The following is a 12,266-nucleotide window of genomic DNA, read 5'->3' on the forward strand; positions in this document are numbered from 1 at the left end:
CCCACAGTAGATCCGGACTAGTTGATCTTCCAGTCCTCGAGGCCCGGGTACAGCGGGAAATCGGCGGCGACCTTGTCGACCCGTCTGCGCAGGGTCTCCGTGTCCGCACCCTTACCCTGCGCCAGGGCAGTGCCGATCACGTCCGCAACCTCGGTGAAGGCGTCAGCGTCGAGCCCGCGGGAGGCCAGGGCGGAGGTGCCGATGCGCAGACCGGAGGTGACCATCGGCGGGCGCGGATCAAACGGCACGGCGTTACGGTTCACCGTGATGCCGACCTCGTGCAGCAGATCCTCCGCCTCCTGCCCGTTGAGCTCGGAGTTACGCAGGTCAGCGAGGACGAGGTGCACGTCAGTCCCTCCGGTGAGCACCTGCACTCCGGCCTCGGTGGTGTCCGCGGCGGTGAGACGCTCAGCGAGGATCTTCGCTCCTTCGAGGGTGCGGGCCTGACGGTCGCGGAAGTCCTCGGTCTGGGCGATCTTCATGGAGACGGCCTTCGCAGCGACGACGTGCATGAGCGGGCCGCCCTGCTGCCCCGGGAACACCGAGGAGTTGAGCTTCTTCGCCCACTCCTGCTTCGCCAGGATCATGCCGGAACGCGGCCCACCCAGAGTCTTGTGCACCGTCGTGGAGACCACGTCGGCATGCGGCACCGGTGACGGGTGCAGGTCAGCGGCGACCAGCCCGGCGAAGTGTGCCATGTCGACCCACAGCTTGGCGCCGACCTCGTCGGCGATCTCGCGGAATGCGGCGAAGTCCTGGTGACGGGGGTATGCCGACCAACCACCGATGATGACCGTCGGCTTCTCCTTGATCGCCTGTTCACGGACCTTGTCCATGTCCAGACGGAAGGTGTCGGGGTCCACCTCGTAGGCGGCGACCTCGTAGAGCTTCCCGGAGAAGTTCAACTTCATGCCGTGGGTGAGGTGACCGCCGTGTGCCAGGGAGAGGCCCATGATCTTGTCACCGGGATTTGCCAGTGACATCAGGACAGCGGCATTGGCCTGCGCACCGGAGTGCGGCTGCACGTTGGCGAACTCTGCGCCGAAGACGGCCTTGGCACGGTCGCGGGCGAGATCCTCGATAATGTCGACGTTCTCGCAGCCACCGTAGTACCGGCGTCCCGGGTACCCCTCGGCGTACTTGTTGGTCAGAACGGAGCCTGGGCCTGGAGTACCGCACGCGGAACGAAGTTCTCGCTGGCGATCATCTCCAGCGTGTCACGCTGACGGGAGAGTTCTCCGGCGATGGCCGCGGCCACCTCCGGATCAAAATCCGCCAGTTCCGCATTGTGCTGGGACTGGTCTGGGTGGTTCGTCTGGCTCATGGGGTGGATCGCCTTTCACGTCGGCCGCACTGGATCAGAACAATCAGGACACATCATAACCTGCCGCAGCCCGGGCCACTGTTGCCGGGTGATTGGTCCAAAACATCTTCGGGTAGCACAATAGCCTCCATGCCAGCCCGAAACTCCGACGAGTACTCACCGTACATCGAGCTTGACCGGTCGCAGTGGCGGTCCTTGCGTCGCGCCATGCCCCAGGTCCTCAGCCCGGAAGAGCTCGAGGAGTTGAGGGGTATCGGCGAAGACATCGACATGGACGAGGTCAGTGAGGTCTACCTCCCGCTCTCCCGCATGATTGACCTGCGGTTTGAAGCGATCAGACAGCTCAACAGCGCCACCGAGACCTTTCTCGGGGAGGACATGCCGCACGTCCCTTTCATCATCGGTGTGTCGGGCTCCGTCGCGGTGGGCAAATCCACCACCGCCCGTCTGCTCCAGGTCCTGTTGCAGCGGTGGGAGTCCCGTCCCCGGGTGGACCTGATCACGACCGACGGCTTCCTCTACCCCGCCGACGAACTCAACCAACGCCACATGATGGGGCGCAAAGGCTACCCGGAGAGCTACGACCAGAAAGCGCTGCTGAACTTCGTCACCGCCGTGAAATCCGGGGCCCCGGAGGTGCCGGCCCCGGTGTACTCACACGAGAAGTACGACCGGTTGGACGAGGTCCATATCGTGGACCGTCCGGATATCCTCATCGTGGAGGGTCTCAATGTCCTGCAGACAGGTCCGACGTTGATGGTGTCGGACCTCTTCGACTTCTCCGTCTACGTCGACGCCGAACGGGAGGACATCGAACGTTGGTATGTCGAGCGGTTCCTGAAGCTCAAGAACACCGCCTTCCGTAAGCCCGACGCTCACTTCCGCTACTACGCCGCACTGTCCGACGAGGACGCGTTGGTGGTCGCCCGCGAGATCTGGCAGACGGTGAACCTCCCCAACCTGGTGGAGAACATTCTCCCCACCAGGGTGCGCGCGTCACTGGTCCTGCGTAAGGGGCCCGACCATCTGGTGGAATCGGTGCGTATGCGCAAGATCTGACAGACGGACCGGCAGCCGGACTACTGCCGGCTCACTGACCGAAGCGTCGCTCACGCACCGAGAAATCCCGCAGTGCACGGAGGAAGTCCAGCCGGCGGAACGCAGGCCAGTAGGTGTCGGTGAACCAGATCTCCGAGTACGCCGACTGCCACAGCAGGAATCCGGAGAGTCGCTGTTCACCGGACGTCCTGATCACCAGGTCGGGATCCGGCTGCCCGGAGGTGTACAGGTGGTCGCCGATAGCGTCATCGGTGATGTGGGCGCTCATCTCCTCCGAGGGGACGCCCTTACCCGCCAACTCGTCGACCAGCTTCTGGACACCGTCGACGATTTCCTGCCGTCCCCCGTACCCGACAGCGATGTTGACGTGTACACCGGAGTGCTCCGTTGTCCGCGCCTCGGCGCACCTCATACGCTCCCGGAGTTCATCGGGAATGAGGTCGAGCCGACCCATGACGTGCAGACGGAACCGCCCTTTGGCGGCGGCGAGTTCATCCGAGACGTCCCCGATGATGCGCATCAGCAGGTCGAGTTCCTCGGCACTGCGCCGCAGGTTCTCCGTACTGAGCAGGTAGACGGTGACGGATTCGATGTCCTGCTCATCGCACCAGTCGACGACCTCGACGATCTTCTTCGCCCCCACACGGTGACCGTGGGAGACGTCGGTGAAGCCGTTCTCGCGGGCCCACCGTCGGTTTCCGTCGCACATGATGGCGACATGTTTGGGCCGACGGCGGCCCTTGAGTTCGCGCTGCAGTCGTCGCTCATAGAGCGAGTAGAGAATCACCGCTGGTCGCCACCTGGATCTTCCGTACTGCTGTCTTGGTCACCGGCGTCCGCCGACGCGGTTGTGGCACCGGTGGCTTCTGCCTCGGCCATACGCCGGTCGATCGTGTCGATGTCGAAGGGGTCCAGACCGTGAGCCTCGGCGAAGTCACGTCGTTTATGCATCTTCCGCATCCGACGGTTGAAGAAGTACCCCAGTGCGAGGATGACGACGAGAAGTCCGATGATCACCAGCAGGCCGACAGGCGCGGCCTTTCCGAACTCCGGCCCCTGCGGGCCACGGTTGACCTGTTCCTGGGCCACCAGGGAAACAGTTGAGGTTAGGGACGGGGAAACCGTGATCATGTCTTCAGAGCCTATCTAAGGTGGCGGCGGTCGGCCTCATTCGGGCACGACGCCGGCGAAAAGGTCGTCCTCGGGCAGGGACGTCTCCACTCTCGAGCGGGCGAGCTCGAACTCCTCCGTGGGCCAGACCTGCTGTTGCAGTCCGGTCGGCACCGCGAAGAACGGCCCCTCCGGGTCGATCTGGGTCGCGTGGGCCCGCAGCGCGTCGTCACGCCGGTCGAACCACGGGGCGCAGTCCACACGGGTCGTGACACGCGGCATGATGTCGGGCATCCCCTTCCACCGGTCCAGCGCCACCGTCGCCCTGTCGTCGCCGGCGTCGAGACTGGCCTGCGCCAGCAGTTCGAACCGGCGTCGGATGAAACCGTGGGTGTAGTAGACTTTCTGCACTTCCCAGGGGCGGCCGATCTCCGGATGGTAGTCAGGATCTGCCGCGGTGTCGTAGGCCCGCATGCTGACCGCATGGGTCTTGAGGTGGTCCGGGTGGGGGTAGCCACCGTTCTCGTCGTAGGTGATGATGACGTGCGGGCGGAAGTCACGGATCACCCTCGTGAGTTCGAGGGTGACTGCCTCGGTGTCCTCGAGGGCGAAGCACCCCTCAGGAAGAGGAGGAAGCGGATCACCCTCCGGCAACCCAGAGTCGACGTACCCGAGCCAGCGGTGGGAGACCCCCAGAATGTCGGCGGCCCGCGCCATCTCCTGGCGTCGGACGTCGTTCATGTTCTCCACGACGCCGGGGACGTCCATGTTCGGGTTGAGGATGCTGCCGCGTTCACCGCCCGTGCACGTCAACACCATGACGTCCGCACCTTCATCGGCGTAGCGCGCCATCGCCGCAGCACCCTTGCTGGACTCGTCGTCCGGGTGCGCGTGAATGGCCAGGAGCCTCAACCCCTGCCTGGACCGCTGTCGGTCTGCGCTGTTGTGAAGAGCTCCATCGCTCACGTGTCGCACCCCTTCGGTGTCGTCTGTACCGGTCAACTCTCCCATTCAACGCTCTTGACAGGGGTGCGTCCAATCCGTCCGGCTGGCTATTCACTGACGGCACCGCCTACGATCTGAGGAATGAGCAAGGCGACCTACGGTTCCTCCCGTCAACAGGGCGTGAGCGGCAAGTTCATCGTCATCGGCATCGTGATCGTTCTGGTCGCCGCCGGCGTGTACGTGTTCTCACAGTTCCGCAACAGCACCAGTGGTGACGCCTCGGGCACCGCCACCGGTCATGAGGTCGTCGACGGAAGTACCCTGCGGATGAACCTCGACATCACCCGCGACGACGTCGACAAGCCTGCGTACTGCATCGTGACCGCACTCGACGAGTCCCATGCCGAGATCGGTCGTCGCGAGGCCGTCGTCGCCGCCGGAGGCTCCGAGAGCACCCGTCTCACGGTGGACATCCCGACCAACAGTTCGCCCGTCGCCCCCGACGTCTACGGCTGTTCGACGGTCTTCCCCGACTACCTCGATGACACCCGGACCACCGGTGACGCGGAGGACTGACAGCGGTCACTGACCGGCGCATGGACGGGATGTCGGCGGTGATACACTGTGCCCCGACAACTGTGTCGTGGGTACCCCCACGATCTTTCCGAACGACCTCAGTCCCTGTCAGACACTGTGGTCTACCTGCAGGAGGACGCGAACGCTCATGGCAGACAATCAGACGACCTGGCTCACCCAGGAATCCTTTGACCGGCTCAATGACGAGCTCAACGCGCTGAAGGCGAATCGTCCCGCTCTGGCCGCCGAGATCAACGAGCGCCGTGAAGAGGGTGACCTCAAGGAGAACGGTGGTTACCACGCCGCCCGCGAGCAGCAGGGCCAGGAGGAGGCCCGGATCGCCTACCTCGAGGAGCTGTTGGACAGCGCCACCATCGGCGAGGCCCCGCAGGAGTCCGGCGTCGCTCTCGTCGGTTCCGTCGTGCACATCTACTACGACGGTGACGAGGACGACAAGGAGACGTTCCTGATCGGGACCCGTGGCTGGAGTCCTCGAACCCGGACCTGGAGACCTATTCCACCGATGCTCCGCTGGGTGCCGCCCTGGTCGGCGCGAAGGAGGGCGAGACCCGGGAGTACAAGAGCCCGACGGGTGACACGATCTCCGTGACGCTGGTCAAGGCCGAGCCTTATGACCCGGACCGGGACGTCCCGCGCGCCGAGCAGTAGCGCTTCCCGGCGCTCCCCGCCCCTGGCAGCAGACAACCGCCCCACCGGAATGAATCCGGTGGGGCGGTTTTCTGTGCCTCAACGTGGGGCGTGAGCCCCCTGCGCTAGTCCTGGTTGAAGTAGGACAGAAGGCGCAGGATCTCGGTGTAGAGCCAGACCAGGGTGACGGCCAGGCCGAGGGCGACGCCCCAGGCGTACCGGGAAGGAGCGCCGGCGCGGATGAGCTTGTCCGCCTGGTCGAAGTCAGCCAGGAAGCTCATGGCAGCCAGACCGATGCAGACGAGGGAGAAGATGATGGCGATCGGCCCGCCGTCCCGCAGCATCGTCTGCTCGCCGGTGAACATGGCGAAGACGAAGTTGCCCAGGACCAGGACCAGCACTCCGATCATAGCGCCGACGAGCATCTTGGTGAACTTCGGGGTGACCCGGATGGCACCGGTCTTGTAGACGACCAGCATGCCGGCGAAGACGCCGATGGTGCCGAGGACGGCCTGGAAGATCATCGCTCCGGCGTTTGCACCGCCGATTTCCACTCCCCCGGCGAAGATCCAGGTGAATCCGCCGACAAAGAGCCCCTCGAAAGCGGCGTACACCAGCGTGACAACGGGTGAGCCGAACTTCTTTCCGAAGGAGGAGACCAGGACGGCGATGAGGCCACCGATCGCACCGACGAAGGTCAGGCCCATCGCCGCGTTCGGGTTACTGGTGCCGACCATGAAGTTCACGGCTGCCAGGACGACGATGACGGCCAGGGTGATTCCGGTCTTCGTGACGACGTCGTCGATGGTCATCGGCCGGTCGGATGCCTTGGTGGGGGCACCGTAGTTCGGGGACTGCTGGTAGGCCATCCCCTGCTGATCCTGCTGGCCCCACTGCTCGCCGGCGGACTGGTAGCCCTGCTGGTACGCGGCAGACGCGCCACGCTGGCCCTGCTGGGCGCCCTCCGCCTTCGTCAACGAACTCATAAAGGGGTTCGAGCTTCTCACGACGTCATTGTCCTTCCGTCACTGTCGGTTTCTTGGGCCTCCCCTTCGTCCTTGACGGACAGAACGGGTGGGCGACGCGTCCGCGTGAACGCGGTTACTCATGTACACCCTAACAACGTACGACGGGCCCGCCGTGTTCCCGTAGGCCCAATTACACAAACCAGGGACATACCGACCCCGTCTCGGATAGTGTGCTTCACATGACGAAAAAGACCCTGTCTCTCGGCCCCCTCCCCGATGCACTTGCATCAGAACTCCGGGCCTTGACCGTAAACGCAGCGACCGGAAGCATCGACAACGGCGACCGCCTCGAGATCGAGGGGTCGTTCACCGGCGAGACCATCGGGTGGGTCGGCCGGGGCACCGAGGAGGACGTCGACGAGGCGTTCCGTCGTGCCCGTATCGCCCAGAAGCGCTGGGCCAAGGTCGATCCGAAGAAGCGCGGCAAGATCCTGCTGGCGTTCCACGACATTCTGCTGAAGAACCAGAAGCTGATGATGGACATCATCCAGCTGGAGACCGGTAAGTCCCGCGACTCCGCCTACGAGGAAGTGATCCACTGTGCGATCACCGCCCGTTACTACGGCAACCAGACCCACAAGATCCTCAAGGACAAGCACCGTGCCGGCGTGATGCCGGTCTTCACCAAGACCACGGAGCGCCACCTCCCCAAGGGAGTCATCGGCCAGATCAGCCCGTGGAACTACCCGTTGACACTGGCGTTGTCTGACGCCATGCCCGCACTGGCCGCCGGAAACGCCCTGGTGGCCAAGCCGGACTCGTCCACCCCTTTCTCCGCGCTGTACGCGTTCAAGCTCCTCTTCGAGGCCGGCATGCCCCGCGACATCGTCCAGCTGGTCACCGGCCCCGGCCGGGTCGTCGGCAATGCCATCGCCGAGCAGTGCGACCACCTGATGTTCACCGGCTCCACGGAGACCGGCAAGAAGCTCGGCGAGATCGCCGGACGTCGGCTCATCGGCTACTCCGCCGAACTCGGTGGTAAGAACCCGATGATCGTGACCGGGGACGCGGACGTCGACAAGATCATGCCGACGGTGCTGACCGGCTGCTTCTCCAACTCGGGGCAGCTGTGTGTGTCGATCGAGCGCATCTACGTCCACAAGGACAAGTACGACGACTTCGTCCCGAAATTCGCCCAGGCGACGAAGGACCTGAAGCTCGGCGCAGGTTTCGACTGGAACATCCAGATGGGTTCACTGATCGGTGCCAGCCAGATCTCGACCGTGGAGAAGATGGTCGATGACGCCGTGGACAAGGGGGCCACCCTGGTCGCCGGCGGCAAGGCCCGCCCGGATCTGGGGCCGTACTTCTACGAGCCGACGGTGTTCACCGACGTTCCCGAGGAGGCCGACCTCAAACGCGGCGAAGTCTTCGGACCAGTGGTCTACGTCGAGAAGGTCGATTCCCACGACGAGGCCGTCGAGAAAGCCAATGACACCGACTACGGTCTGAACTCCGCCGTGTTCGGCCCCTCGAAGACCGCCACCGGCATCGCCGAGCGCCTGTTCTCCGGGACCGTCAACATCAATGACGGCTATGCCGCGGCATTCGCCTCGGTGGACAACGAGATGGGCGGTACCCGCGAGTCCGGTCAGGGCCGTCGCCAGGGCACCTACGGTCTGCTGAAGTACACCGAGACCCAGAACGTCACTGACGAGCGGGTACTGCCGATCCGTGGTCCGGAGTTCCTGAAGCCCCGTGCCTACGCCACCGTCATGACGGTGCTGTTGCGTGCCGGCAAGACCTTCAAGATCCTGAAGTAGGTCACCGACGGCCGGGTCAGCCGCGGACCGGGCGGACGGACACCTCTTCGATGATCGACTCGTCGGTCGTGTCCACCGCCAGGCGGACTGCCGCTGCCACCGAGGACGGTGCCACGTACAGTGAACCGTCGTAGTCGGTGTTTCCCTTTCCCTCCTGCAGGGCCACCTGCATATCAGTGTCGACACGTCCTGGATGGACCGAACTGACCCGGACCCGCCCCCGTTCCTCCTCCCGCAGTGCATCCGTCAGCGCCCGGAGAGCGAACTTCGTCCCTGAGTACGGCGCCTGCCCCACTCCGGACCGGTAGCCGGACCCGGAGTTGATGGCCACCACAGTCCCACGTGCCTCACGCAGCGCGGGGAGCAGGAGCCGGGTCAGTTCAGCCACACCGAAGACATTGACTGCGAACATCTTCTGCCACTGCTCCCACTCCATGTCCTCGATGGTCGACTCCCCCGCCAGGCCGGCGGAATGCACGAGGACATCGAGCCGTTCCAGGGCGTCCGGCTCTGTCTCCTTCAACGTCGCGACGGCCTCGCTGATGGAACGCGGGTCACTCAGGTCGATATCTGCACTGGACCAGGAGATCACCCGGTGAGTACGGGCAAGGTCCTCGACCACAGCCGCCCCGATTCCCCGGGATCCCCCGGTAACGAGTGCCAGCGGTGCGTCCTGTCCATGATCTGTCATAGTGTCCATGCCCCGAGCGTAGCCGCCCTTCCGTATGCTCGGAGGTAGCCGGGGCTGACCTGCTCCGCGAGCACGCCATGAGGTTACGTACCGCGAAAGGACACCGTCATGTTCGGAACCGCACTCACCACCCTGATTCTCGGCGCGATCTCGGGGGCCGGCGCCTGGTTCGCCTGGGACCAGAACCGCAAGGGACTCTCCGTCGCACTGACCGTACTCACCCTGATCTTCGCCGTGATCGCGATCTCCACCGCGTTCGCGGGGGCCGTGGCGGTCGTCGTGAAGCTGCTGCCGATCCTGCTGATCATCCTGGTGGCGTGGCTCGGCTTCAAGCAGCTGCAGAACAAGTCCTCCAAGCCGCGGGCCTGAGTTGTCCCCGACGGGTCCGGGCCGTGCAGCTCGCACGGCCCGGGCCCGTCTATCTTGTCTTCCCTGCCTTCCGCATGGCGCGCCACCTGTTGGTCAGGAAGGCACCGAAAGCGACACCGGTACCGATACTCACGCACGTCGTGACCGCCGTCGTGAAGTGCTCCGCCCCAGACTCTCCTCCCATGACCTGGAGAATCCCGGTGACCACGGCGATACCGGGTAGCAGCGCTCCAGTCACCCCCATCAGTGCGAAGACCTGGTCGGGGTACCCGGTCCGTACAGCCATCACCACGGCCACTGCACCCAGTACCGTGGCCGCACCAGCTGCCGCCCATACCGCTGAGGCTCCCACGACCAGAATCAGGAACTGGTTGACCGTGCCGGTAACTACACCGATGGTCATCGCCGGGACCGCCAGACGGACCCATCCCCCGTTCGCGAAAGCATTGGCCAGTGCTCCCAGTGCCGAGAAGACCAGCGCGAGATACCACGGCAGTCCGGGAACCTCGCTGATCAGCGGGTGGTCCATGTCCAGCATTTCACCGAGCGCGAACACGTAGACACCGCTGATACTGATGCCGAACGCGGTCACGACCACACTTCCCGCCCGTGTCACCGCTGACAGGTAGTCGCCGTCGATGACATCCGACATCGCCCCGATGATCTGGGGCAACGGCAACAGAAGGAGCCAGTTCACCGCGATCGCGGCGGCAGCAGCAACGGGATCAAGGACGTCGACGAGTACCAGGACAGTGGCGAGCGTCCCCGCAACGGCGCTCTTGATGACGGCCGCGAACAACTCAGGCAGTCTGAACGTCGTCAGCAACTGTCCGCAGAAGGCGGTGAGCAGCTGCACCACCGCCGCCGCCACCCAGGACTGCCACCCCACCCCGAGTTGCATGGAGATCACGAACGCCAGCATCATCGTACCTCCTGCGACCGCCCACCACGGGGTGCTGATGGCCCTGAGCCTGGCCACCTGCGCGCGCAACGCGCCGATGTCACCGGAGACAGCCCCCTGCTGCTCCCCGGCGGGGGCCGCGATCTCCTCGGCAAGACGGTGCAGGCGCCAGGACCGGGTGCAGTCGATCAGATCCAGTGCTTTCGCCGTCGTGGTGACCGTCACAGTACCGCTGTCCGGCAGAGATGCCTCGACGATGACGACGCGCCCGACCGTGGTGAATCCGAAACCAGCCAGCCCCTGTGCGTCCGCACATTCGGCCAGGGTGTCCCCGACGCGCCATCCGGGTTGGCCGGACTCGAGGAAACCGCAGGCAAGATCGGCGAGGAGACCCAGGCGGTCACGGATCTCCTTGGCACCGAGCCAGTAGTCCGGTTCAGGTCGGGTGTTGTCCATGTCTCTGAAGCTTAGGGCACCTTGGCGGGAATACCGCCTCCGTTATCCCACTGGTCACGGAGATCAGCTCCTGGCTCGCTTCTTCCGGAAGTAGACGCGGCTGCGGACACTGGCGACCACGTCACCCGCTTCATCGACGATGTCGGTCTCGAACCAGTGGAGGTACTTCGACCCGTCAGCGGTGCGTTCCCGGATCATGTCGAAGGTTTCGTCGTCAGTACGCATGTCGGCCACGAGGCGGCCCCGGCCGGGCTTACGGTAGGTCACGTGCGACTCGGCGTCCCACACGTTGTAGGCTCCGCCAAGACGGGTCAGCCCCATGAAGAGGTAGAACCCGTCGGTCATCGTCTGGATCGTCCCCCCGAAAGCAGTGCCCACCAGGTTGGCGTTGATGCGACGGGGCCGGTGGGACGTCACAACGCGGGAGCCGTCGTTCGCGATGTAGTTGATGCGGATACCGGAACCGAGGTACGGCGGGAAGACCCCCAGCATGGTCTTCAGTTGGCGCGGGCTGGGTCGCAGCATAGCTCCTCCATGGAGTGGTCAATACAGAACAGGTTGCTGCTGATGTTATATCGACCCGACCGGTCCCACCCCCGGAACTGGATAACTCAGAGAAACTAACGGACGTCGGACGACGAGTTGCGCCACAGCCCGAGACCTGCCAGCACCAGGAACCACGCCACGATGATCAGATAGCACACCACGGTGCTGATCCCGAGCCCCAGCGGATCAGCTCCACTGATCAACTGGTCCTGGCGCTGAACCGGGGCGATCGCGGCGAGGGGACGGAACGCCTCGATCTGTTCGGCAGCGAACCCCAGCATGCTGTCAATCAGCAGCACCCAGGCGACCGGGACAGCGACAGCGGCTACCTGGCTACGGATGACACAGGCCAGTCCAACCGTCATCGCCGAGAAGATGACCGACCCGATCAGTGGTACATAGAACATGCTGAGACCGGTACTAAGATCCGTCCCGGAGCCGAGGACGGCCGCGACTCCCAGCGACAGGGCCGTACCGACGAGGTAGAGCACGGCGATGAACACGGCTGTGGTCAGCATCTTCGCCGCGACCCACCCCCAGCGTCCCCGTTGGGTCAGGAACGCCTGGGCGTGCATGTGGTTCCGGATGTCACCGGCCGTGGTGGCCGCGGCGAACACGACGGCGATGAGCAGGAAGATCTGGTAGCCGAAGGTGATCGTCGACCAGTCGAAGTCGGGGCGGTCACCGAACAGTCCCATCAAGGTCACGGGACCGAAGAGGGACCCGGTCAGCAGGATCGCGTACACCACCGTCGACCGCATACTGAACAACTTCGTGATCTCAGAACGAAGGGCATAAAGCAGACTAGTCATGATTTCTCCTCCTACTTTCCTACAGTCGGGACGACAAC

Annotated in this window: 12 protein-coding genes and 2 pseudogenes; 5 read left to right on the forward strand and 9 right to left on the reverse strand. The window is 64.3% G+C overall.

Annotation, left to right across the window (positions count from 1 at the left end):
• Positions 1-17: 17 nt before the first annotated feature.
• A pseudogene (glyA, locus tag BJF89_RS06625) lies at positions 18-1,324 on the reverse strand (serine hydroxymethyltransferase).
• Between the two features lie 129 nt (positions 1,325-1,453).
• Between glyA and coaA the strand changes: the two are divergent.
• Positions 1,454-2,383, forward strand: coding sequence for a type I pantothenate kinase (coaA, locus tag BJF89_RS06630; RefSeq protein WP_075813304.1), 930 nt, complete (start codon positions 1,454-1,456; stop codon positions 2,381-2,383).
• A 31-nt stretch (positions 2,384-2,414) separates the two neighbouring features.
• Here coaA and BJF89_RS06635 read toward each other — a convergent pair whose 3' ends face one another.
• Genes BJF89_RS06635 through mca form a run of 3 tightly spaced genes read right to left on the reverse strand, consistent with a single transcriptional unit; the run spans position 2,415 to position 4,459 of the window.
• The gene (locus tag BJF89_RS06635) at positions 2,415-3,170 is read right to left on the reverse strand and encodes an isoprenyl transferase (RefSeq protein ID WP_075813306.1); all 756 of its coding nucleotides are present in this window, start codon (positions 3,168-3,170) and stop codon (positions 2,415-2,417) included.
• Positions 3,167-3,514: a hypothetical protein gene (locus tag BJF89_RS06640; protein ID WP_075813308.1), complete on the reverse strand. Its 348-nt coding sequence runs from the start codon at positions 3,512-3,514 to the stop codon at positions 3,167-3,169. The genes BJF89_RS06635 and BJF89_RS06640 overlap by 4 nt, the downstream gene beginning before the upstream one ends.
• A 36-nt stretch (positions 3,515-3,550) precedes the next feature.
• Positions 3,551-4,459 (reverse strand): mycothiol conjugate amidase Mca, encoded by a 909-nt coding sequence (gene mca, locus BJF89_RS06645; protein ID WP_075813444.1) that lies wholly within the window; start codon positions 4,457-4,459, stop codon positions 3,551-3,553.
• Between the two features lie 120 nt (positions 4,460-4,579).
• On the opposite strand from mca, the gene BJF89_RS06650 reads away from it, so the two are divergent.
• Positions 4,580-5,014, forward strand: coding sequence for a DUF4307 domain-containing protein (locus tag BJF89_RS06650; protein ID WP_075813310.1), 435 nt, complete (start codon positions 4,580-4,582; stop codon positions 5,012-5,014).
• A 148-nt stretch (positions 5,015-5,162) separates the two neighbouring features.
• Positions 5,163-5,683, forward strand: a pseudogene (greA, locus tag BJF89_RS06655) (transcription elongation factor GreA).
• Positions 5,684-5,787: 104 nt separating this feature from the next.
• Here the strand turns inward: greA and BJF89_RS06660 are convergent.
• Positions 5,788-6,669, reverse strand: coding sequence for a Bax inhibitor-1/YccA family protein (locus tag BJF89_RS06660; RefSeq protein ID WP_075813312.1), 882 nt, complete (start codon positions 6,667-6,669; stop codon positions 5,788-5,790).
• Between the two features lie 200 nt (positions 6,670-6,869).
• On the opposite strand from BJF89_RS06660, the gene BJF89_RS06665 reads away from it, so the two are divergent.
• Positions 6,870-8,453 carry a succinic semialdehyde dehydrogenase gene (locus BJF89_RS06665; protein WP_075813314.1) on the forward strand — a complete coding sequence of 528 codons (1,584 nt, stop codon included), beginning with the start codon at positions 6,870-6,872 and terminating at the stop codon, positions 8,451-8,453.
• Positions 8,454-8,469: 16 nt separating this feature from the next.
• Here BJF89_RS06665 and BJF89_RS06670 read toward each other — a convergent pair whose 3' ends face one another.
• Positions 8,470-9,153, reverse strand: coding sequence for an SDR family oxidoreductase (locus BJF89_RS06670; protein ID WP_075813316.1), 684 nt, complete (start codon positions 9,151-9,153; stop codon positions 8,470-8,472).
• 99 nt (positions 9,154-9,252) lie between these two features.
• On the opposite strand from BJF89_RS06670, the gene BJF89_RS06675 reads away from it, so the two are divergent.
• Positions 9,253-9,513 (forward strand): hypothetical protein, encoded by a 261-nt coding sequence (locus tag BJF89_RS06675; protein ID WP_075813318.1) that lies wholly within the window; start codon positions 9,253-9,255, stop codon positions 9,511-9,513.
• Between the two features lie 49 nt (positions 9,514-9,562).
• On the opposite strand, the gene BJF89_RS06680 is transcribed toward BJF89_RS06675, so the two are convergent.
• The 3 genes from BJF89_RS06680 to BJF89_RS06690 all read right to left on the reverse strand — a co-directional run bounded on the left by BJF89_RS06680 (position 9,563) and on the right by BJF89_RS06690 (position 12,228).
• On the reverse strand, positions 9,563-10,870 hold the full coding sequence (locus tag BJF89_RS06680) for a threonine/serine exporter family protein (RefSeq protein ID WP_075813320.1): 1,308 nt from the start codon (positions 10,868-10,870) through the stop codon (positions 9,563-9,565).
• Between the two features lie 63 nt (positions 10,871-10,933).
• Complete coding sequence (locus BJF89_RS06685; RefSeq protein ID WP_075813322.1) at positions 10,934-11,395, reverse strand: PaaI family thioesterase; 462 nt, start codon at positions 11,393-11,395, stop codon at positions 10,934-10,936.
• A 95-nt stretch (positions 11,396-11,490) separates the two neighbouring features.
• Positions 11,491-12,228: an ABC transporter permease gene (locus tag BJF89_RS06690; RefSeq protein ID WP_083650531.1), complete on the reverse strand. Its 738-nt coding sequence runs from the start codon at positions 12,226-12,228 to the stop codon at positions 11,491-11,493.
• Between the last annotated feature and the right edge of the window lie 38 nt (positions 12,229-12,266).

Origin of the sequence: Corynebacterium sp. CNJ-954 (assembly GCF_001942345.1) — a bacterium.
Classification (GTDB): domain Bacteria; phylum Actinomycetota; class Actinomycetes; order Mycobacteriales; family Mycobacteriaceae; genus Corynebacterium.